The organism is Streptomyces sp. NPDC097981 (assembly GCF_040302565.1).
GTDB lineage: Bacteria > Actinomycetota > Actinomycetes > Streptomycetales > Streptomycetaceae > Streptomyces.
The window spans coordinates 27,709-50,081 of the sequence record NZ_JBEORW010000027.1; the positions used below are offsets into that span (position 1 = coordinate 27,709).

Annotated in this window: 18 protein-coding genes; 13 read left to right on the forward strand and 5 right to left on the reverse strand. The window is 72.5% G+C overall.

Annotated elements, in window-relative coordinates:
* The first annotated feature begins 84 nt into the window (after positions 1 to 84).
* Entirely contained in the window at positions 85 to 2,772 is a 2,688-nt protein-coding gene (locus ABTY04_RS24855) for a DUF6493 family protein (RefSeq protein ID WP_352215587.1), read from the forward strand.
* 75 nt (positions 2,773 to 2,847) lie between these two features.
* Here the strand turns inward: ABTY04_RS24855 and ABTY04_RS24860 are convergent, their stop codons facing one another.
* From ABTY04_RS24860 to ABTY04_RS24870, 3 genes are all read right to left on the reverse strand, one after another.
* Positions 2,848 to 3,033, reverse strand: coding sequence for a hypothetical protein (locus ABTY04_RS24860; protein WP_352215588.1), 186 nt, complete (start codon positions 3,031 to 3,033; stop codon positions 2,848 to 2,850).
* A gap of 309 nt (positions 3,034 to 3,342) precedes the next feature.
* Complete coding sequence (locus ABTY04_RS24865; protein ID WP_352215660.1) at positions 3,343 to 3,633, reverse strand: MerR family DNA-binding transcriptional regulator; 291 nt, start codon at positions 3,631 to 3,633, stop codon at positions 3,343 to 3,345.
* 81 nt (positions 3,634 to 3,714) lie between these two features.
* Positions 3,715 to 4,347: an RDD family protein gene (locus tag ABTY04_RS24870; RefSeq protein WP_352215589.1), complete on the reverse strand. Its 633-nt coding sequence runs from the start codon at positions 4,345 to 4,347 to the stop codon at positions 3,715 to 3,717.
* Positions 4,348 to 4,656: 309 nt separating this feature from the next.
* Here ABTY04_RS24870 and ABTY04_RS24875 point away from each other — a divergent pair, with 309 nt between their 5' ends.
* The 11 genes from ABTY04_RS24875 (at position 4,657) to ABTY04_RS24925 (ending at position 18,664) form a co-directional block, all read left to right on the forward strand.
* Positions 4,657 to 6,303 carry a phospholipase D-like domain-containing protein gene (locus ABTY04_RS24875; RefSeq protein ID WP_352215590.1) on the forward strand — a complete coding sequence of 549 codons (1,647 nt, stop codon included), beginning with the start codon at positions 4,657 to 4,659 and terminating at the stop codon, positions 6,301 to 6,303.
* Positions 6,304 to 6,663: 360 nt separating this feature from the next.
* Positions 6,664 to 6,858, forward strand: coding sequence for a hypothetical protein (locus ABTY04_RS24880; protein ID WP_352215591.1), 195 nt, complete (start codon positions 6,664 to 6,666; stop codon positions 6,856 to 6,858).
* 32 nt (positions 6,859 to 6,890) lie between these two features.
* Positions 6,891 to 7,184: a hypothetical protein gene (locus ABTY04_RS24885; protein ID WP_352215592.1), complete on the forward strand. Its 294-nt coding sequence runs from the start codon at positions 6,891 to 6,893 to the stop codon at positions 7,182 to 7,184.
* Positions 7,185 to 7,239: 55 nt separating this feature from the next.
* Positions 7,240 to 8,328: an AsnC family transcriptional regulator gene (locus ABTY04_RS24890; RefSeq protein WP_352215593.1), complete on the forward strand. Its 1,089-nt coding sequence runs from the start codon at positions 7,240 to 7,242 to the stop codon at positions 8,326 to 8,328.
* 81 nt (positions 8,329 to 8,409) lie between these two features.
* Positions 8,410 to 9,522 carry a DUF6421 family protein gene (locus ABTY04_RS24895; protein WP_352215594.1) on the forward strand — a complete coding sequence of 371 codons (1,113 nt, stop codon included), beginning with the start codon at positions 8,410 to 8,412 and terminating at the stop codon, positions 9,520 to 9,522.
* A 116-nt stretch (positions 9,523 to 9,638) separates the two neighbouring features.
* Positions 9,639 to 11,789: a SidA/IucD/PvdA family monooxygenase gene (locus tag ABTY04_RS24900; protein WP_352215595.1), complete on the forward strand. Its 2,151-nt coding sequence runs from the start codon at positions 9,639 to 9,641 to the stop codon at positions 11,787 to 11,789.
* Positions 11,782 to 12,000 carry an MbtH family protein gene (locus ABTY04_RS24905; protein ID WP_352215596.1) on the forward strand — a complete coding sequence of 73 codons (219 nt, stop codon included), beginning with the start codon at positions 11,782 to 11,784 and terminating at the stop codon, positions 11,998 to 12,000. Before ABTY04_RS24900 ends, ABTY04_RS24905 begins: the two co-directional genes overlap by 8 nt.
* Positions 11,993 to 12,811, forward strand: coding sequence for a 2OG-Fe(II)-dependent halogenase WelO5 family protein (locus ABTY04_RS24910; RefSeq protein WP_352215597.1), 819 nt, complete (start codon positions 11,993 to 11,995; stop codon positions 12,809 to 12,811). The genes ABTY04_RS24905 and ABTY04_RS24910 overlap by 8 nt, the downstream gene beginning before the upstream one ends.
* 29 nt (positions 12,812 to 12,840) lie before the next feature.
* The gene (locus ABTY04_RS24915; RefSeq protein ID WP_352215598.1) at positions 12,841 to 13,653 is read left to right on the forward strand and encodes a phytanoyl-CoA dioxygenase family protein; all 813 of its coding nucleotides are present in this window, start codon (positions 12,841 to 12,843) and stop codon (positions 13,651 to 13,653) included.
* Positions 13,650 to 14,753, forward strand: a complete 1,104-nt coding sequence (locus ABTY04_RS24920) for a zinc-binding dehydrogenase (protein WP_352215599.1) — start codon at positions 13,650 to 13,652, stop codon at positions 14,751 to 14,753. The genes ABTY04_RS24915 and ABTY04_RS24920 overlap by 4 nt, the downstream gene beginning before the upstream one ends.
* Positions 14,754 to 14,836: 83 nt before the next feature.
* The gene (locus tag ABTY04_RS24925) at positions 14,837 to 18,664 is read left to right on the forward strand and encodes a non-ribosomal peptide synthetase (protein WP_352215600.1); all 3,828 of its coding nucleotides are present in this window, start codon (positions 14,837 to 14,839) and stop codon (positions 18,662 to 18,664) included.
* A gap of 71 nt (positions 18,665 to 18,735) precedes the next feature.
* Here the strand turns inward: ABTY04_RS24925 and ABTY04_RS24930 are convergent, their stop codons facing one another.
* A complete protein-coding gene (locus ABTY04_RS24930; protein WP_352215601.1) occupies positions 18,736 to 19,659 on the reverse strand; it encodes a thioesterase II family protein in 924 nt (307 codons plus the stop codon).
* Between the two features lie 43 nt (positions 19,660 to 19,702).
* On the reverse strand, positions 19,703 to 20,956 hold the full coding sequence (locus tag ABTY04_RS24935; protein WP_352215602.1) for an MFS transporter: 1,254 nt from the start codon (positions 20,954 to 20,956) through the stop codon (positions 19,703 to 19,705).
* Between the two features lie 195 nt (positions 20,957 to 21,151).
* Between ABTY04_RS24935 and ABTY04_RS24940 the strand changes: the two genes are divergently transcribed.
* Entirely contained in the window at positions 21,152 to 22,345 is a 1,194-nt protein-coding gene (locus tag ABTY04_RS24940; protein ID WP_352215603.1) for a cytochrome P450, read from the forward strand.
* Positions 22,346 to 22,373 lie beyond the last annotated feature (28 nt).

Sequence of the window (22,373 nt, forward strand, 5' to 3'; positions counted from 1 at the left end):
TCCACCGGGCACGGGCCGTCCGCACGGCGCCGCGCGCGGCGGCCGACGCCACCACCCACGCCGAACCCACCACCGGAGGGCCCGATGAACCCGATACTCGACGCGGTCCGCGAAGGCCGCACCGGGCTGCTGCCCGGTCTGCTCAAGCCGCTGACGGAGCCCGGACGCCGTGAACTGCTCGCCCGGCTCGCCGATCTGCGGCGCGAGATACGCGGCTGGGACTGGAACCGCTGGCAGGAGCGCGACCGCATCCGCTCCGGCCTGCTCGTCGCGGGCGCCGGCTGCCACACCGGCGCGGCCGACGCGGCCTCCTGGATCGGCGCGTCCGATCTGCGCGACGGGCGGCAGCCGCCCACCGGCCTGCTGCTCGACCTGCTCGCCGACCGCGACCCCCACTGGCTCGGCGAACTCGCCCACCACCTCGCGGACCGCACCGCGACCGCCGAGGAGGACTACCCGCTCATCCGGGAGCTGGTCCGGCTCGCCGGCTGCCCCGTCCCCACGACCGACGCGTTCGTGCACGGCTGGGTCCGGTCCATCTTCACGATGGACCGCGCGCGCTCCACCCACAGCCCGTTGTCGGTGGTCCTGCGCCAGGACCCGTACGCGCGGGAGCTGGTGCCCCTGCTCTTCGTGACGGCCGAGTCCCCCGAGGCGCTGCACTGGTGCAGCGATCCGACGGCCCCGAACCACTGGCCGTCCGAGCTGGCCGCGCTCGCGCAGGAGCGGATCGTCGAGCGCCGCGTCCTGGTCGACGGCTGCATCGCGCGCCTGCTGCGCGGCGGCCGGCAGAACCAGCTGAAGTTCTTCCTCGCCATGCTGGAGCGGCTCGACCTCACCCCGGCCGAGGAAGGCGAGCGGACGGCCGACTGGATCGCGATGGCCGCCGGTGCGCCGTCGCCGCTCGCCGGACACGCCCAGCAGGTGCTCGTCAGGCTCGACGAGGCGGGAGAGCTGCCCGCACAGCGGCTCGCGCAAATGTCGCGCGCGGTGCTCCGACGCCCGGAGAAGAAGCTCGTACGGACCCAACTGGCGCTCCTCGGACAGGCCTTGCGGCGGGATCCGGCTGACCGGCACCTGCTGCTGCCCGCCGTCGCCTCCGCCTTCGGGCACGAGGACACGGCCCTCCAAGAGCGTGCCCTCGGGCTCCTCGTCAGGCACCTGCGGCCCGGAGACCGGGAGCTGCGTCGCGAACTCGCCCTCCAGGCCGTGGAATTGAGCCCTGCTCACCGGCGCGCCGCCGCAGACCTGCTCGGCTCCCCGGCCGGCACCTGCGCGGAGCCGGCGTACGAGGAGGTGCTGCCCCCGGCGCCCGTGCACCGACGCCTCGGCGACGCGGCGCCGACGCTCGCCGAGACCGTCGCCCTGGTGGCGGCCTCCGTCGGGTCGGGGGAGCCGGCCGCCGCCGTGTTCGAGTCCGCCCTCGACGGCCTGGTCCGCCACTCCTACCACGACCGCGCCGCCTTGGCCGACGCCCTCCGGCCGGCCCTCGGCGGCCGCTGGTGGCATCCGGAGGGCGGCCGACCGGTCGACCCGGTGCGGCTGTCCGGGCTGGAACTGATGGCGGCGGCCCTCCTCGGCCGGGTCCGCGCGCACGACCTGCGACCGGAGCGCGCCGCGGGCGGCGACGGCTGCCGGCCCGGCTGCGTGCACGCCGCGATGAGCGCCGTGACGGACTCCCGGCTGGCGGAAGCCGCGTACCGCGCCCTCACCGACCCGCTGCCGTTCCTCCTCGCCACCCCCACCTGGGAGACGGGGTCCCTGGAGCCCGGAGAGCTCGTCGCGCGGCTCGCCGCGTACCGGCGGCTCGGCGCGAACCCCGCCCCGGCCGACTTCGCCCAGGCGCTGCTGCGGGTGCGGCGCGACGCCGGCGCGGCACCCGGGGCGGCCGCGCTCGGCACGCGCGAGGGCGCACGGCTGGCGGCCTGGCTCACGGGCGCGGGCGAACCGCCCGCGGTGCGGCGCCGGGTGACGGATCCGTTCCGGGACCCGGCACCTGATCCGGAACCGCACCCGCAGGCCGGCCCCCGCCGCGCGGTCCGGCCGGTCCGCGCGGCGGCCCGCCGGATCGTGCTGGAGACCGGGGAACGGTGCGTGGTCCGGGAGGAGTTCCCGGTGGCCTTCCGCGGGCTGGGCCGGGCCCACACCGAGGCGGGCCGGAGCTGCGCCCCCGCCTGCGCGGGCGGCCTCTTCGAGGGGGCCGTCCTGCCCGAGGACCGCGAGACGCAGGCTGCCTGGCTGCTGCCCGGGGTGACCGCGGGCACCACGGCCCGGGCGCGTGGTGCGGGAGGGTCGCCGCTGCCGCGGCTGGCCGAGCTGGGCGGGCCGGCGGGCCCCGCCCTGCACCTGGCGGTGGCCACGGGCCTCGGCGCACGCCACGCCGAGGACCGCCGCGCAGCGGTGGACGCGCTGCTGCTCCTCGCCGCCCGGGGCGAGCTGGACGCGCCGAGGGCCGGGCGGGATCTGGCCGAACTGATCGCCCTGGGCACGGTGAAGCCCAGCCGGCTGGCCGAGGCGGCGCGCACGGCCGCCGCCACCGGCGCGTACGCCACCACCTGGGCGGTGCTCGCGGAGGCGCTGCCGCCGTTGCTGGCGGGCGCCGTCGCGCGGGGCACGGGCGAGCTGCTGGCCGTGGCCGCGGACTGTGTGGAGCGCTGCGGTGCGTGCGGTCCCGTCCCGGCGGGGCTGGCCGGGGCCGCCGCGCGGACCGGCTCCTCGCAACTGGCCACCCAGGCCCGACGGCTGCGGTCGGCTCTGACGGGGGCTCCGTAACGGCGCCGGCCGCGGGCGGGGCGGGGCGGGGCCGGTGACGGTGACGGGGGCGGGTCAGGGAGCCCGCCCCCCGGCTCACAGCCCGTACCGCCGGGCCGACTCCTCCTCCTGGGCCAGCCGGTGCAGCGCCTTCATCACCGGCTGGGGCAGCACCGCCGCCGCCACGGCGGTCTCGGCCTTCTCGGCCTCGGAGGGGCAGGCATCCACGAAGTCCATGTCGCGGATCGCCGCACGGTGCATCAACTGCGCGTACGGGGCCATCACCTCGCCCCCCCCACGGGTAGCCCGGCCGGATGAGCCAGGCCACCGCCACCACCAGCGACCGGTGGACGGGGGAGAGGGATCCGAGCTCACGGGCGGTCGTCCAGCCCAGCATGTCGAGCAGCCGGTCCACCTCCAGGCGCGCGGTGGCCACCGCCTCGTCCGCGTCGTCCGGTTCGGGCCCGTGCGGCAGGGCCCACAGGGCGGCGCCGAGGCGGATCGTCCGGCCCAGGGAGTCGTCGTCGACGTGGCAGAGCACCTCCCGGGCCCTCGCCACCGGAATCCTGCCGACCTGGAGCAGTGCACGGATCAGCCGCAGCCGGCGTACGTGGCCCTCGTCGTACTCGGCCGTCGTCGCGCTGACCGCCGTCCGGCCGGCAGCAGCCCTTCCCGCAAGCAGTACTTGATGGTCGCGGTGGACACGCCGCTCCGCTCGCTCAGCTCCGCCGGCCGCGTGTCTTGTGCCCTTTCTCGGAGAGTGCCACGATCCAACCGGTCTTCAGATGGGACGTGTGTTCGCCAAGCCGATACCGGGCCGCAGCTCCGGCGCGCCCGGGCCGCCGCACGCCGGCTGACCCGGACTTCCCGGCCGCGGCGCATGCCCGGCGGCGCGGCCGCAGACACGCCCACCCGGCAGCGGACGGGCTCCGCTGCCGGGTGGGGAGAAGGGTGAGGGGCGGCTCAGCCCTTGGGGACCTGGATGACGACGGTGCTGCACACCTTGTCGGCGAAGGTCTGCTTCTTCTCGTCCCACAGCGGCCACAGCCAGCCGAGGTAGCAGGGCAGGCCGTCGAGGACGTGGGCCAGCTTGCGCACGAACGCCATGCCGAAGCCGAGCGGGACGCCGTCGGCCTCGCGGCGCAGGCTGATGCCGAGGACCTTCTTGCCGGTCGTCTGGCCGGTGCTGCCTTCCTTGTAGAGCTGGAAGATGCCCATGCCGATCGCGTACAGCACACCGATCGTGAAGAAGATGCCGGGCTGGGCCGTGGCGGGGTCGCTGCTGCCGGCGAGGTCGATGAACCCCAGCGCGTACATCGGACCCGCGATGATCAGGGCGTCGAGCAGGTACGCACCGACGCGCTGGCCCCAGTGGGCGAACGGCGGCATGCCGGAGCCCGGCATCCCCGGCGGCGGGTAGGCGCCGTACGGCGGAGGGGTCTGCTGGGGATAGCCGTACTGCGGCGGGACGCCCTGGGGAGGCTGCTGCGGGTAGCCGTACTGCGGAGGCACACCCTGGGGGGCCTGCTGCGGGTAGCCGGGCTGACCCTGCGGGGGCTGCTGGCCGTACGGGTTGTTCGGGTCGCCGAAGCTCATGGCGAAAACTCTCCGGTGTCGGAAGCGGGGACGTGGCCGATCGAGCGGAGGAACGTCACCATCTGGCCGGTTTGCCCCCCTGAGCTGCCGCGATCTAGCGCGCATCATCGTGGTCGCTCCATCGACCACTTGTCCAATCCGGCCATGTTGACCCTCTTCCAGGTTCTCCGGGCCCGCCTGACGCCGTGTCGTGGCCGAATCCGGTATCAGCGAATCCCCGACCCTTGTGACTCGGTGGTAACTTCCGCGAGTTGATCAAGCCGGTCGCCCCCGCGCGGCGACGGCGATGCCTCTTGCAAGGAAGTCACATTGCACCGCCATTCCCTTCACCGCCCGTCCGCTCTCGCCACCCGCGCGATGGCTCCGGCGGCCCTGCTGGCCCTGTTCGCCGCCGTCCCGGCCTCGGCGGCCCCGGCCCCCGGATCCGGGCCCGCCGCCGCCCCGGCGCCCCACCTCGACGCGGTGGAGCAGACCCTCCGCCAGGTTTCCCCCGGCCTCGAAGGCCAGGTGTGGGAGCGCACCGGCGGCAACATCCTCGACGCCTCGACGCCCGGCGGTGCCGACTGGCTGCTCCAGACCCCCGGCTGCTGGGGCGACGACACCTGCGCCGCCCGGCCCGGGACCGAGCAGCTGCTCTCGAAGATGACGCAGAACATCTCCCAGGCTACGCAGACCGTCGACATATCGACCCTCGCGCCGTTCCCCGACGGCGCGTTCCAGGACGCCGTCGTCGCGGGCCTCAAGTCCGCGGCCGCGCGCGGGAACAAGCTCAAGGTGCGCGTCCTCGTCGGGGCCGCGCCGGTCTACCACGCGAACGTGCTGCCCTCGAAGTACCGTGACGAGCTCGTCGCCAGGCTCGGCGCGGACGCCCGCAACGTCGACCTCAACATCGCCTCGATGACGACCTCGAAGACGGCGTTCTCGTGGAACCACTCCAAGATCCTCGTGGTCGACGGCCGGTCCGTGATCACCGGCGGCATCAACGACTGGAAGGGCGACTACCTGGAGAGCGCCCACCCGGTCGCCGACGTCGACCTCGCCTTGCGCGGGCCGGCCGCCGCCTCGGCCGGCCGCTACCTGGACGAGCTGTGGACCTGGACCTGTCAGAACAAGGGCAACATCGCCAGCGTCTGGTTCGCGTCTTCCAACGGCGCCGGGTGCACGCCCACGCTGGCCAAGGACACCGCCCCCGCCACGCCCCCGGCGGCCCCGGGCGACGTACCGGCCGTCGCCGTCGGCGGACTCGGCGTCGGGATCAAGCGGAGCGATCCCACGTCGCCCTTCCGGCCCACCCTGCCCAGCGCCCCCGACACCAAGTGCGTGGTCGGTCTGCACGACAACACCAACGCCGACCGCGACTACGACACGGTCAACCCGGAGGAGAGCGCCCTGCGGACGCTGATCTCCAGCGCGAACCGCCACATCGAGATCTCCCAGCAGGACCTCAACGCGACGTGCCCGCCGCTGCCCCGCTACGACATCCGCGTCTACGACGCCCTCGCAGCGCGGATGGCCGCCGGCGTGAAGGTCCGCATCGTCGTCAGCGACCCCGCCAACCGCGGCGCCGTGGGCAGCGGAGGGTACTCGCAGATCAAGTCGCTCTCGGAGATCAGCGACACGCTCCGCGACCGCCTCGCCCTGCTGACCGGCGACCAGGGCACCGCCAAGGCCACGATGTGCTCCCACCTCCAGCTGGCCACGTTCCGCAGCGCGCAGAGCCCGAAGTGGGCGGACGGCCACCCGTACGCACAGCACCACAAGGTGGTCTCCGTGGACGACTCGGCCTTCTACATCGGCTCCAAGAACCTCTATCCGGCCTGGCTCCAGGACTTCGGCTACGTGGTCGAGAGCCCGGCGGCGGCCGGACAGTTGGACGCCGGTCTCCTGACCCCGCAGTGGCAGTACTCCCGCGCCACGGCGACGGTCGACCACGAACGCGGCATCTGCCCGGCCTGACCCGTCCGAGCTGCCTGACCTGCAGGAAAGCAATGTGAAGCCGCCCCCGGCAACAGCCGCCGGGGGCGGCTTCCGCGTGTGACGGCCTCCGCCCGAGCCCGCTGGAGAACCGCTCGAAGACCGGTCGAGCGCGCGATGGCATGTTGCTGCATGGCCGGTTGCGGACACCCGGGCGATTGACGAGGCCGGAGGCGTTGCCCGGGGCGGCCGGGGCGTCTCCAAGGTGCCTGGCCTGTTGGTGCAACGCGACCCGTACTGACACGGACAATCCCCGGGGCCAGTATTTCTTCCAGATGCAGGAACACCCCCCACCGAACCCGGCGGAGAATTCCGCAGGTCGGTCATCCCGGAAGGAAAACCGTGAAGAACGCGCCGCTCCTCATCGCCCGGACCCTCATCGGTATCACCGCGATCGCCAGTGTCGTCGTTCCTGTCGCGAGTTCGGCCGAAGAATTCAACCGCTCCGAGGAGAACCCCGTCATGGTGGCAGTTTCCGACCTGGGCGCCACCACCACCTCTACCAACGCCGACGGGGACGGATTCGGCTGGGGCTGACCGTCACCGCGCCGGCGGCCGAAGGATGCCCTATGTACGCGGCCGTTGTCGTAGTCAACGCGGGTCCTGAAAAGGCAAATCGGCACATCGACGCAGCTGTGCTGACCGACGCGTTCTGGGCACATACCCGAGAGGCCGACGGACTCGAACACGTACGTGTCGTCGACTCGGCCGAGGGCTTCTCGGCAGTTCTGTTCATGAAAGGGAAGAACGAGGGCGAGGTCGCGGAATCCGCACTCGCGCTGTGCTGGCACACGGTGATGGCCACCCCGAGCCTGGCCGGCTGTTCGATCGAATCCTGTGCGGTGCGCCTGTCCGAGCGCTGAACGCACCCCTTTCCCCGTGTTTACGGCACCGCGGCGTCATCGCCCGGAGGAACCAGTGAGCATCCCCCTCGACACGCCGGAATCCACCGGCACCCACACCGATCCCCACACCCACACCCACACGCACGGAGACGTCGACACCGCCCTCGACGTCCTCAGCCCGGAAGCGCTGAGCCTGGACCACGTACCGGTCACCCCGGTCCCCGTCCGGGCCCTGCGCCTGGCCGGATCGCCCCGCACCGGGGGCACCAACGACGACCACTGCCGCACCCTGGCGGCGGTCGGTGACACGCTGCCGCCGATCATCGTGCACCGCCCGACCATGCGCGTCATCGACGGCAACCACCGGGTGCGCGCCGCCGTCCTGGCGGGCCGCGACGAGATCGGGGCCCGGATGTTCGACGGCTCCGCCGCCGACGCGTTCGTCCTGGCGGTACGCCTGAACACCTTGCGCGGCCGGGGCCTGATGCTGTCCCGGGCCGAGTGCACGGCCGCCGCCGCACGGCTGGTCGCCAGCCATCCGCACTGGTCGAACCGCATGATCGCCTCGCTCACCGGCCTGTCGGCCGGGACCATCGGGCGCGTCCGCGGCTCCCTCGCCGCCCCGGCGGGCCGGGCGGCCGGCGTCCGGGTCGGCAAGGACGGACGGGTCCGCCCGGTCGACGGGTCCAGCGGGCGGATGAAGGTGTACGAGCTGCTGATGCGGGATCCGCACGCCTCCATCCGCGAGATCGCCCAGCAGGTCGGCGTCTCCCCGTCCACGGTCCACGACGTGCGCAAGCGTGTCCAGGCCGGCGAGGAACCGGTGCCCCGGCGCCGACGCGTCCAGCCCGAGGAGGAGACGGAGCCGGAGCCGTCGGCCGCCGTACGGGTGCGGCCGGAGCCGGAGCGCGAGGCCCCGGCGAACCCCGCCGCCATCATCGCGGCGCTGACCAAGGACCCCTCGCTCCGCTACAACAACATCGGCCGGCGGCTGATCCGCTGGCTGGACGGGTGCCACCGCGGCGTCGCCGCCTGCCCCGAGATCGCGGAGCGCGTGCCGTCCCACAACATCGACTCGGTCGCGACCCTCGCACGCGAGTACGCGTACGCCTGGTCCGAGTTCGCCGCCGCGCTGGAAGAGCGCCACCGCGCCGCGTGCTGACCCGCCCGTCGGCAGCGCCGTTCACCCCTCCCGCGGGGCGGTCCGCCGTACCCGCCGGGACCCGTCTCGGAAAGGCAATCCATGGCTGACATGACCGAGGTGTTCGCGGAGGTCGAGAAGATCCGCGCGAGCCTCCCCGAGCGAAAATTCCTCCGCGACGAGACCGAGCTCAAGGAGCTCTCCCGCCGCATCGGCTCCAGCCGCGTCCTGCGACGGCTGCCCGCCGTCCAGGCGTTCCTCGACGACCTGGACGTGTTCCGGCCCGGAAGCCGGCTGGAGGCGACCAAGGCCCACATCAACAGCCGGCGGGACCACCACGTGTTCTCGCTGTTCGACGCCTCGTACTTCCCGAGGCTGAGCCTCGACTACCTCACGTACGACACCCTGCCGACGGACCCGTACCTGGCCGAGCGCTACGACAGCAACACCATGCCCGTCAACATCACCGGAAAGACGAGCGGCTTCGGTTCGCGCGTCGTGGTGGCGCTGTTCCCGGAGAACCACCTCGACGGCATACAGCAGCCCGACGACCTCATCTTCTACTTCATCGACAAGTTCGTGGTACGGCACAACCGCATCACCCGGCTGCTGATCGACCAGGTCATGGCCCCCGGCAGCTTCCCGCTGATCCAGGGCGCCCCGGACCGGAAGATCGAGCAGGCCTCCTCGTGGTGGGTACGCCTGCACGAGTACCACCACCGCCAGGGCGACATGCCCATCCCCGAGTTCCTGCCGGCGAAGAAGACGAAGGCGCTGGCCGGACTGGAGGAGCTGCGCGTCGACGTCTCGGGCATGCTGGTCTGCCTCCACGACAAGGAACTGCCGCGCGAAGAGGCCCTGGCGGCGTACGAGTTCATCCTCGCCGAGCGCCTGCTGCGGTACGCGGTGGAGGGCATTCCGCGCCCGAACTACGACGCGGTCGCCTCCCAGCTGCTGTTCAACTACCTGGAGGGCCACGGCGGCATCCGCCTCGACGCCGGCCGCATCCGGCTCACCCCGGACCTCCCCGACGTCCTGCGCGACTTCCTCTCGGCGATCGAGACCATCGAGAGCCGGATCCACCGGGAACCGGTCGAGGCGGTCAAGGCGCGCCTGCTGGAGTTCACGCACAAGTACACGGACTACGACGCGGAAGCCCGCGATTACCGGCACATTCCGTACTTCGCGGAGGTCAAGAGCCGACTCGGCGTCTAGGAGTTCCTCCGGCGCGTGTTCGACCGTGCAGAACAGTCGATCGCTTCCGCCGGGCGATACGGCATTCTCGGGTCATCGCCCCGGGCAAGAGCGGAAAAAACCCTGGAGGAGTTTTCGTGAGAAACGATGGCGAGACGACCGGCAACCACGGGCCAGCCGCCGTGGGTACGGCCGCCGACAAACCGTACGACGTGGTGGGCATCGGGTTCGGGCCCTCCAATCTGGCCCTCGCCGTATGCGCGCGGGAACAGAATATTCCGCTCTCCTGCCTTTTCGTCGAACGCAGGCCGGGAGTCGAATGGCACCCGGGCATGCTGATCGACGGGGCCCGGATGCAGATATCGTTCCTGAAGGACCTGGTGTCCCTGCGGAACCCGTCCAGCCCCTATTCCTTCCTCCAGTACACCAAGGCGAAGGGGCGGCTGGAGCGGTTCGTCAACCTCGGTGAATTCCGGCCCACGCGCATCGAGTACGACGACTACCTGAAGTGGGTCGCGAGGGACTTCACCGATCAGGTCCGCTTCGGCGCCCAGGTGAACCGGGTGACCCCCGAGGCGGCCCCGGGCGGCACCGACCTGACCCTGTTCCGGGTGGAGACCGAGGACGTCGCCAGCGGGCGCCGGACCACGGTCTGGGCGCGCAACGTGGTGCACGCGGGCGGCGGCCGGCCCGGCCGGCAGCCGGCCGATGTCGCCAAGGTGCCGACCGTGGTGCACTCCAGCGAGTTCCTGACCCGGTTCCCCGCCCAGTTCAAGGACCACGACCAGACGCTCCGCTTCCTCGTGGCCGGCGGCGGCCAGAGCGCGGGCGAGATCGCCGAGTACCTGCTGGCCCAGTACGACCGGGCCGAGGTACACCTGATCGTCTCGGGCTACACGCTCCAGCCCACCGACAACAGTCCGTTCGTCAACGAGCAGTTCTACTCCGGCAGCGCGGACGCCTTCTACCGCATGGACCCCGGGCACCGCGCGGTCGTCGCCGGGCAGCTGCGCGACGCCAACTACGGGGTGGTGCGCGAGGATCTGCTGGAGCGGCTCTTCAACACCGACTACCTCGACGAGGTCAAGGGCCGCCGCCGGCTGCACATCCACCCGTTCTCCCGGTTCGCGGCCGTGCACGAGGACGGCGACGGGCTGGTCGCCACCATCGAGGGCCGGCTCGGCAGCCGCCCCGACGAACGCCTGGAGTGCGACGGGGTGGTCCTCGCCACCGGCTACGACCGCACCCTCGACCCGGCGATCTTCGGGGACGTACTGCCCCACCTGGTCATGGGGGAAAGCGGTGAGGACGTCTCGCTCGCCCGGGACTACCGCGCCCGCACGAGCCCGCGGCTGCGGGCCGGACTGTACCTCCAGGGCTTCGGCGAGTCCCAGTTCGGCCTCGGAGACACCCTGCTGTCGCTGCTGCCGTTCCGCGCGAAGGAGATCGTGGACGGAATCGCGGACCGGCTGCCCGCCCTGGACATCGGCGGCTGCCCGGTGCTCTCGGCACGCGCCGCCGAGGCCGCTGCCGCCCGGAGCGGTGCAGCCGGAGCCGGTGCCGCCAAGGCCGGTGCAGCCGGGGCCGGGACGGCCGCGCAGGCCGGGGTCGGCTATCCGCCCCGCTGGTACCTGGAGCACGACCAGGACAAGCTCCAGGCACTGATGGAGCGCTTCCGCTTCGCCACCCTGATCTCCGCCCGCTCCGGCGACGAGCCGTACGCCACCCACCTCCCGCTCGTCCTCGACCCCTCGCGCGGCCCCAAGGGCGTGCTCTTCGGCCACCTCGACCGCGCCAACGAACACGCCGCGCTGCTCGACGGCCGCCGCATGCTGGCCGTCTTCCACGGCCCCAACGCGTACATGGCACCAGGCGTGTTCGCCGGTGACCCGCTGCCGACCTGGAACTCCATGTCCGTGCACGCCCGCGGCCGGGTCCGGGTGATCGAGGACCGCGACGAACTGGTCCGCGGCCTGATCGGCATCGCCGAGCACTCCCAGACCGACAACCGGCTGCGCCCGGAGGACCCGCGCATCGATCGCATCATCGGCGGCATCGTCGGCTTCGAGCTGGAGATCGACGAGCTCGTGGGCCGGTTCAAGCTCTCCCAGGACCGCGACGAGAGCGACCGCCGGCGCGCGGCCGTCGAACTGGCCCGCTCCACCGAGCGGGGAGAGCGCGAGTTCATCGAGTACGCGGTCGGCCTGAGCCTGATCACCGAGGACGATCGGCGCGACCTCACCGGCGGCCCCCTGATCCCGATCGCCATTGGAGGCGTTCATGAGTAACGAGACCCTGACCGCGGCGGAGCTGTACCTGGTGGTCCGCAACCACGAGGAGCAGTACTCGGTGTGGCGCGCCGGCAGGGAGGTGCCGCCGGGCTGGGAGGCCGTCGGCGACCCCGCGCCCAAGGAGGCGTGCCTGAGCCGGATCGAGGAGCTCTGGACGGACATGCGCCCGCTGAGCCTGCGCCGGTTCATGGAGGAACACGATGCCTGACCTGCTCGACGTCAGCACCAACGCCTCCCCGATCTTCACCCTGTTCGACGCCGAGACCGTCGACGGGCTGACCCGGGACCACATCCTGCGGCTCGCGGTCGGCACCCTGGGCACCGTCCGGATCCGGGGTTTCTCCTCGACCGAGGAGTGCGCGGCGATCATGGAGGGCCTGGACCACCGGGAGTTCAGCGCCTACGACGAGAACCTGATCTTCCCGCCAATCGCCAAGATCGGGCCGGCCGCGTACGACTTCTACGGGGCGCACACCCTGACCGAGGAGTACTGGCGGATCGCCGACGAGGCCGTGCGCCTGCGCGGCCGGCTGCACCGGGGCTCCGATCCGCTGGACCTGGCCGTCGACCGCGTCTCCCGTGCCTGGGGCGGCGAGGTGGTGCCCGCCCGGTCGCGGGGCCGCGAGCTGTTCGCGGGCATGATCCGCGAGATCCCGAGCGGCGCGAAACTGCACTTCGACGAGATCGTCCGGGAGTTCCCCGGCATCCTCGACGAGACGCCCGCCAGCTTCCTGACCCTCAACTGGTACCTGTCCATGCCCGAGTCGGGCGGTGAGACGCGGGTGTACCGGCGCCGCTGGCGGCCGGCCGACGAGACCTACCGGGACGGCTACGGCTACGACGAGAAGGTCGTGGAGGGCGAGCCGGTGGCCGTGGTGAGCCCGCGCGCCGGTGACGCGGTCATCTTCGACTCGCGCAACCTGCACGCGGTCAATCGGATCGCAGGCGCCGGCCGCCGGGTCAGCCTCTCGTTCTTCATGGGCGTGACCGGCCGCGGTCCGCTCGAAATCTGGTCCTGACACACCCCATCCATGAGCAGAGTGATCATATGCAGCTCAGTCACGAGCAGATACGGACATACCGGAGTCAGGGTTTCCTGATCCTCGACCAGCTGTTCGGCCAGGAGGAGGTCGACGCCCTGCGCGCCGCCTTCCTGCGGGACAGCGCGATACCGGGCGAGCAGCGCGTCGTGGAGCGCGAGAGCGCCGAGATCCGCGCCGTCTACGCCTCCCACCTGCGCCAGCCCGAGTTCGCCGGCCTGATCCGCACCCCGAGGATCCTCGGTCCGGTGCGCCAGCTCCTCGACGCCGACGCCTACATCTACCAGTTCAAGATAAATGCCAAGGCCCCGTTCTCCGGCTCCGGCTGGTCCTGGCACCAGGACTTCACCGCCTGGCAGATGGCCGACAACCTCGCCGAGCCACGCCTGGTCAACGTCGGCGTCTTCTTCGACGACATCGACGAGTTCAACGGGCCGGTCATCTTCTGCCCGGGCTCCCACCGCGACGGCCTGGTCAAGAAGGGCCGAGGCGAGGGCCCGGCCGTCTCCGAACAGCACGTCGACCCCGAGGACATCGCCCTCACCCCCGGCGAGATGACCGGGCTGGTCGACCGCCACGGGCTGGTCAGCGCCAAGGGGGCCGCGGGGACGGTCGTCCTCTTCGACCCCGAGATCGTGCACGGCTCGGCTCCCAACATGGCGCCCTTCCCGCGCCGTCTGCTGATCGTCACGTACAACGACGTCGCCAACGTGCCCCGGCCGCTGGGCGAGCCACGCCCCGCCCACGTCGTCGGCCGCGACACCGCCCCCCTGGAGATCACCCACCAGGACCTCGCCGCGGAGCTGGAGGTGATGGTGTGAACGCCGTCGCACGAGCCGTCGTGCTCACCGAGTTCGGCCACCCGCTGGAACTGCAGAAGCTGCCCGTCCCGCCGGCGCCCGACGGCGGCCTGATCGTCGCCTGCCGCTACGGCGGGGTGTGCGGCACGGACCTCCACCTCCAGCAGGGCCACCTCGAAGTGCCGACCCCGCTGGTCCTCGGCCATGAGGGGCTCGGCGTCGTCCATGAGATCGGCGCGCGCGCCGCCGCCGACGTCCACGGCACCCCGCTGCACGTCGGGGACCAGGTGATGTGGGCCTCCTCCATCGCCTGCGGCACCTGTGTGCCCTGCCGGATCCACCGCGAACCCACCCTGTGCGAGCAGCGCCGCACGTACGGGGTCAACCGGCCCGTGGACCAGGAACCCGGCCTGTCCGGCTCCTGGGCGGAGTACATCGCGCTGCGCCCCGGCACCACGGTCGTGAAGATGCCCGAAGGTATCGACCCGATGGCCGCCATGGCCTTCGCCTGCGCCGGACCGACCATGGTGCACGCCCTCTTCGAGCGGCGGCCCGTCCGGCTCGGCGAAACCGTGGTGGTCCAGGGCAGCGGACCCGTCGGACTGGCCGCCGCCGCCCTCGCCCAGCTCTCCGGCGCCGGCCGGGTGATCCTGGCGGGCGGCCCCGGACCGCGACTGGCGACCGCCGCCGAGGCCGGGATCGCCGACCACCACGTCAACGTGGTCGAGGCGGCCGACCAGGACGCGGCCCTCGCCGAGGTGCTCGACCTGACCGGCGGCCGCGGCGCCGACCTCGTCATCGAGGCGACGGGGGCGCCGGGCGCGATCGACCAGGGCCTGCGCCTCGCCCGGCGCGGCGGCTCGTACCTGGTGGTCGGCCAGTACACCGACAGCGGCGACACCACCGTCAATCCGCACCAGATCGTCTACCGGCAGCTCGACGTGGTCGGCTCCTGGGCCTTCACCGGCGCCCACCTCGTCGAATACGTCTCCCTACTGCCCGCGCTGACCGCCCGGTTCGACCTGGCCCGGCTGGTGACCCCGTACGCACTGGAGGAGAACGCGCAGGCCCTGGCGGACGTCGCCGCCGGAGCCGTCATGAAGGCCGTGCTCGTCAGCTGAGCCGGCCCGTACCGGACCGCACACCTCCACGCAGCCCACCCCTGTGGCCGCGGTGCCGCGGCCCGGAACGAGAGAAGAACACCATGGCGACCCAGCCGAGTCGGCCCCACCCCTCGTACGAGGCCCTGGCCGAGCTGCCGGAGCACATCGACCTGCCCGGCCTGCGCGAGGCCGGCGGCAGCGGGCGGGCGGCCACCGTCGGCTGCCGGCTCGACCCGGGGCTCGGCGGGCAGCTGGCCCGCCTCGCCACCGGGGCCGGCGGCAGCCTCGCCACCGTCTTCACCGCCTGCGTGGCGGGCCTGCTCACCGCACTGCGGGCGGGCACCGACCTGCCGCTCGGCGGCGCGGCGCCGAGCAGCCCCGGCGAGGTGCGGGTCCTGCGCGTGGCCGTCTCCGCCGCGGCCGGACTGCGACCGCTGGCGGCCGCGGTCCACCGCGCGGAACAGGCCGCAGCGGCGGCCCAGGACGGCGTCCCCCACGACGTGGTGGCGGACGCCGTCAACGCGTTGCGCGGCACCCCCGGCCGCCCGCTCTTCCGGATCGGCGCGGCCGTGGACGAAACCCCCGCGCGCCCGGACGAACTGTGGTTCACCCTCCGCACCGAACCGGCCCTGCGCATCGAGCTGACCCACCCCGTGTCCGCGCTCGCCCACACCCTGGCCCAGAGCCTCTGCGACCGCCTGGCCCGGTTCCTCACCCGTGCGGTACGCGAGCCCGACACCCCCCTCGGCGAGATCGGCATCCTGCTGCCCGGCGAGGCGGCCGGCCTGATCTCCGAAGGCCCCCACGGGCCCGTACGCACCGACTCGCCCGCGCGGTGGTTCGAGGAGGGGGTGGCGGTGTGGGGAGAGGAGACCGCCGTCATCGACGGCCCCGCACACCTCTCGTACGCGGAGCTGAACGCGCGGGCGGACCGGGTGGCCCGGGCGCTGGCCGCCCGGGGAGTCCGCGCGGAGTCGGTGGTGGCGGTGCTGCTGCCCCGCTCGGAGCTGGCGGTGACCTCCTTCGTCGGGGTGCTGAAGGCGGGCGGGGTCTACCTGCCGATCGATCCCGAACTTCCCTGGGAACGCGTACGGTTGATGCTGCAGGATGCCGCGCCCGCCGCAGTCCTGACGGATGCGGCGGGCGCGGAGCGGCTGGCGGGCACGCGAACACCGCTGCTCGTGCTGGACCCGGAGCTGTCCGCCTGCGCGCAGGGCCCGGTGGTTCCGGTGGCGGAGACGACCGGCGCCTCAGGCGCCTATCTGCTGTACACCTCCGGTTCGACCGGCCGCCCCAAGGGCGTCCTGATGACCGTCGCCGCCGTCATGAACCTCCTCGCCTGGCACCTCGACGAGCTGCCGAGCCGGCCCGGCCGCGTCACCGTCCAGTTCACCTCCGTCAGCTTCGACATCTCCATCCAGGAGATGCTCTCCACCCTCCTCTCGGGTGCGGCGCTGGCGATCGTTCCCGAGGACGTCCGGCGCAGTCCGCAGGAGTTCGCCCCCTGGCTCGAAGAGCACGGCGTGACGGACCTGTTCGCGCCGAACATCGTCATCGAGCTGATGTGCCGGGCCGCCCTGGAGCAGGGCCGGACCCTGCCCGCCCTCGCACACATCGCCCAGGCCGGCGAGGCACTCGTCCTCAGCGACGCCATCCGCGAGTTCTGCCGGATCCGGCCCGGCCGCCGCCTCCACAACCACTACGGACCCACCGAGACCCACGCCGTCACCTCGTACGTCCTGCCCGCCCCGGTGGCGCAGTGGCCCGCCGCGGCGCCGGTCGGCCACCCCGTCTGGAACACGTCCGTGTACGTGCTCGACGAGGCGCTGCGGCTCGTACCGGACGGCGTGGCCGGGGAGTTGTACGCGGCCGGCCCCTGCCTGGCGCGCGGCTATGCGGGGCGGCCGGACCTGACCGCGGACCGGTTCCTGCCCGATCCGTACGGCCCGCCCGGCTCCCGCATGTACAAGACGGGGGACCTGGTGCGGCGCCGGCCCGACGGCGCCGTCGAGTACCTCGGCCGCACCGACCACCAGGTCAAGATCCGCGGCATGCGCGTCGAACTCGGCGAGATCGAGACCGCCCTGCGCCGTACCCCCGGAGTCCGCGACACCGTCCTGGTCACCGCGGGCGAGGCGGGCCTGCGCCGCATCGACGCCTACCTGGTCCCGGCCCCGGGCGCCGATCCCGCCACGCTCGGCGCCGCCGTCCGTGCGGAGCTGCGCCGTACGCTGCCGCCCGCCATGGTCCCCGCCTCCTTCACCGTGGTGCCCCGCTTCCCGCTCAACTCCAACGGCAAGGTGGACCGCCGCGCACTGCCCGCGCCCGTCTTCGCGGGCGCCGACCCGGCCGACCCCGCCGGCCTGCCCCGCACCGAGGACGAGGAGCGGCTGGCCCGGATCTTCGCCGAGGTGCTCGCACTGCCCTCGGTGGGCATCCACGACAGCTTCTACGACATCGGCGGGAACTCACTGCTCGGCGGCGACCTCACGGCCCGCGTCCGCAAGGCCTTCCGGGTCGAGCTCAGCCTCGGCGACGTTCTCGGCAACCCCACGGTCGCGGAACTGGCGGCCCTGCTCCGCCAGGTGGAACCGGCCCGGCCGCCGCTCACCGCCCGCGCCGGCCGCGGACCGGCCCCGGCCTCCTTCGCCCAGCAGAGCCTGTGGGTCCTCGACCAGCTCGAAGGACCGGGGCCCGGCTACAACGAGCCCGTCGCCCTGCGCCTGACCGGCCGGGTCGACGTACCGGCGCTGCGCCGGGCCCTGGCCGATGTGGCGGACCGCCACCACGTCCTGCGCACCGTACTGGTCATGGAGGACGGGCAGATCGTCCAGCGGGTCCGGGAGGGAGAAGCGGCCGCCCCGCGCCTGGACCAGGTGCGGATCGCCCCCGAGGACCTCGACGCCGCAGTCCGCGCCGAGGCCCGCATCCCCTTCGACCTGGCCGCCGACCTCCCCATCCGGGCCACCCTCTTCGACCTGGACCACGACGAGCACCTGCTCCTCGTCGTCACCCACCACGTCGCCTGCGACGGTGTCTCCCTGCACCCGCTGCTGCGCGACCTCACCACCGCGTACGAGGCCCGCACCGGCGGCGCCGCCCCGCACTGGCGGCCGCTCCCGGTGCAGTACGCCGACTACGCCGCCTGGCAGCGCGAACTGTTCGGCCGTGCCGACCGCGATCCGTCCGGCTTGCTGCGCAAGCAGTACCGGTACTGGGAGGAGCGGCTCGCGGGGCTGCCCGACGCGATCCCGCTGCCGCTGGACCGGCCGAGGCCGCCGGTTCGCTCGGGCGAGGGGGCGGCGGTGCCGTTCGCGGTCGGCCCCGCCGCGCACCGCGCGCTGCGGGCCCTGGCGCAGAGCCGGCGGACGACCACGTTCACGGTGGTGCACGCGGCGCTTGCACAGTTGCTGGCCGAGCGGGGGGCGGGGGAGGACGTCGTGGTGGCCGCCGTGGTCTCCGACCGGGGCGACCCGGCCCTGGACGAACTGGTCGGCTTCTTCGTCAGCACCCTGGTGCTGCGCGTCGACGCCTCCGGGGATCCCGGATTCGAGGGGCTGCTGGACCGGGTGCGGGAGGCTGACCTGGCCGCGTTCGCCCACCAGGACCTGCCGTTCGAGTACGTCGTCGACCTGGTCAACCCGCCCCGCTCGCTGGCGCACCACCCGCTGGCCCAGGTGATGCTGGCCTTCCAGGTCGAGGAGGCGCAGCCGCCGCAGCCGGCCGGGCTGACCGCCCGCTTCGAGCCGGTGGAGCTGGGCGTCGCCAAGTTCGACCTGTGCTTCAAGGTCGTCGAACGGTTCACGCCCGACGGCGAGGCCGCCGGGATCGAGGGAGTCCTGGAGTACGCCACCGACGTCTTCGACCCCGCCACCGCCCGCGGCCTGACCGACGGCCTGACGGCGACCCTGGAGCGGGCGGCGTTCTAGCCGCAGGCCGCGGACATGCGGATGGGGCCCCGGCGCAATGCCGGGGCCCCGTTTCCTGCAGGTGGCGGCGGTCAGGCCGGGGCCGGCCGGGCCGCGAGTGCCCGCATCACCGTCTCCAGGACCTCGCGGGCCGCGCTGACCGGGAAGAAGTGCCCGCCCTCGAACATGTGCACGGAGAACCGTCCGCGCGTCCAGGGCTCCCACGCCGCGCAGTGCCCGGCGGGCGCCGTCTCGTCCTGGAGCCCGCCGAGTGCCGTCACCGGTACGTCGATCCGCTCGTCCTCCGACAGTTCCCTCCCGCAGGAATGGAACAGCCGCATGTCCGCGCGGAGCGTCGGCAGGAACGTCTTCAGGAAGCCCGGATCGGCCATCAGCGCCTCCGGGGTGCCCTGCCAGGCGGCCAGGTTCGCGATCAGCTCCTCGTCGGACTCGGGTGAGGTGCGTCCGCCCACCAGGTGCGGCGGCAGCGCACCGGCGACGAACAGCGCACGCTGGGCGCCGGTGGAGCCGGCGAGGCGCCGGGTGACCTCGCGGGCCACCAGCGCACCGGTGCTGTGCCCGAACAGGGCGAACGGCCGCTCGCCCGCATGCCCGAGGATCTGCTCGGCGATCCGGTCGGCGAGCACCCCGACCTCGGTGAACGGCGCCTCGTTGAAGCGCTCCTCCCGGCCCGGCGTGAGGACGGCCTCGATCCGCAGCCCGGCCGGGGCGGCCGCGGCCCACGGCTGGTAGCGGCCGGGCCCGGCGCCCGCTGCCGGGATCAGGTACAGCAGCACCTCCCCGCCGTCCGGGCCGATCCGCTTGAACCAGCGGTCCGGCGGCTCCCGGCCGATCCGGTCGGCGATGGGCTCGGCCTGGGTGCGCAGCAGGGTCACGAACCGGTCGTCGAGGGCGGGTGCGGGTCCCGCGTACCGGAGGGTGCCGGCGGTATCCACCCACAACCGCACCTGGCGGCGGCGGGCTTCGCCCATCAACTGGTCGGCGAGGAAAGACATGGGTCTCCTTCGGCGGGACGGTGACGGAGGGAGGGTGAGGAGGTCAGTCGGCCTGTTCGGGCAGCGTCCGCATCCGGGCCACCGGCGCCAGCAGCAGCGGCAGCACACTGGCCACGCCCCCGATCACCGCCAGCCACAGCGCCGGACGCAGCCCCATCCAGGTGCCGAGCCCGCCCGCGACCAACGCGCCGGCGGTCCGCACCCCGTTGATCAGCGCCAGGTACGCGCCCTGCACCCGGGAGCGGAACCGGTCCGGCGTCAGGGCTTGCTGGATCGAGGACCCGGCGATGTCGCACAACATCAGGCCCATGCCGGACAGCAGCTCGGCGGCGACGACCAGCCCGAAGGCCACCCACTGGTTCGACGAGGCGAAAGGTACGAGCACCAGCGCGCCGGGGAACAGCACCGACCCGGCGATGAAGGTCAGCCCCAGGCCGATCCGGCGGGTGAACCAGCCGGTGACGAACGACCCGGCGAGCGCGCCGATCGCGCCCAGGCCCAGGGCCAGGCCGATCATCCCCGGGGTGAGCTTCAGCTCCCGCGCGATGAACAGCAGGAAGAGGGTGAAGTAGATCGTGTAGAAGAGGTTGAGGGCGCCTCCGCCGAGGAACTTGGCGCGGAGCACTGGGGTCCGGGCCACGAACCGCAGCCCCTCCCGGATGTGCGAGGGCTCCTTCTCCTTCGCGGGCTCCGGCTCCCGCGGCGACAGCGAGCGCAGCAGCAAGCCCGACGCGAGGAACGAGAACACGTCGGCGAACAGCGCCACCGGTGCGGACACCGCCTGCACCAGCATGCCGCCGAGCCCCGGTCCGGCGACCCAGGAGAAGGAGAAGCTGCCCCGCGTCAGCGAGGTGCCCTGGACGTAGTCCGCGCGGTCCACCAGGGCGGCGAACATGCTGTTGCTGGCGACGTTGAACAGCATCGCCAGGGTGCCCGTCACGAAGGCCACCGTCCACAGGTGCCCCAGCGTCAGCGCGTCCAGCGCGTACGCGACCGGCACGGTGATCAGGGCGGCCGCCCGGCCGAGGTCGCACAGCACCATGACCCGCTTCAGCTTGCCGTGCCGGTCCACGAATCCGCCGGCGTGCAGCGAGAACAGCAGGTTGGGCAGGGAGGCGAGGGCTCCGAGGAAGCCCATCTGCGCGGCGGACGCGTTCAGCGCGAGCACCGCGGTCAGCGGCAGGGCGATCGTGCTGACCTGGTCGCCCAGGAACGAGATCGTCTGCGCCGTCCAGAACCTGCGGAAGGCGACCTGGTGCAACAGGGCTGGTATGCGGTCCGATAATTGAGTGGCCATCTGGTAACCGTTTCAGTCGCTGAGTTCAGGCAACGAACCCCGTCCGGGAGACCCGGCACGGCCGGGTCCCGGACAATCTACAGCGCACGGTCCGCCACAACCCCCGCGTTCGACTGCACCGGTTGCGCCATCGAACACTGGATATTCTCTCGTCGGAGGCAGAGCAAACACCGTCGCTGAATTCAGGGGGATACCGTGCTGACCGATTTGCCTGCGCTCACCGACCCACTGCTCTATTCCCACGGCGATCCGCACGCGGTGTGGCGCAGGCTGCGTCGGGAGAGCCCGGTGTCATGGCACGAATACGGCGACCACGGCGGCTACTGGGCGGTCACCACGCACGCCGCCGGACTCGAAGTCCTCACCGACTGGGAGCGGTTCACCTCGACCAAGGGGATCTTCCTGCGGCCGAACTTCAAGGATCCTTACCCCGGCGCCGGCACGATGATGGCCCTGAGCGACCCGCCCCGGCACGACCTGCTGCGCAAGGCGATCATGGGCCTCTTCACCGTCCGGGCGATCGCGACGATGGAGGAGCGCACCCGCGGCGTCGTACGCGGCGCCCTGCGCGGAGTGGTGGAAACCGGCCACTGCGATTTCGTCAGGGACATCGCGGCCCGCATACCTCTGGCCGTCTCCGCTGAACTGCTCAGCATATCCATGGACGATGTGGAAATGCTGGCCAAGGTGACGACGGAAGCCGCCGAGAATTCCACGGACATCGACGGGATAGAGGCGCAGCTCGCCCATTTCGAAATCCTCAAGCACTATTCCGAGATCATCGAGGAGAAGCGGCGCAATCCGGGCCGGGACCTGGTGTCGGCTCTCGTCGCGGCACAGGCGGAAGGCCTCGACATCACCGACGAGGAGGTCATCCTCACCTGCGACAACGTCATCGTCGCGGCGAACGAGACCACCCGCCAGGCCGTCGGCGCCGGGATGCTGGCCCTGCTGGAGAGCCCTGCGCAGTGGGCGGCCCTGCGAGCCGGCGAGCTCAGACTGAAGACCGCCGCCGAGGAGTTCCTGCGCTGGACCGCCCCGGTGACCCACATCCTGCGCACCGCCCAGCGCGACACCGTGCTCGAAGGGGTTCCCATCGCCGAGGGCGACGCGGTCACCGTCTGGCTGCCCTCCCTCAACCGGGACGAGAAGGTCTTCGACCAGCCCGACCGGTTCCTGCTCGACCGGACCTCCAACCACCACGTCGCCTTCGGCGGCGGCGGCCACTTCTGCATCGGCGCGAACCTGGCCCGGCTGACCATCCGGGTCATGCTCGACGAACTGGCCCGGCTGCCCGCGGAGATCGAGGTCAGCGGGCCGCCGCAGCACATCGCCTCGCACATCCTCGGCGGCCTGACCTCGCTGCCGCTCGCCTTCCGCCCGCACTGACCGCAGAGCCACAAGAGGAGATGGGCCA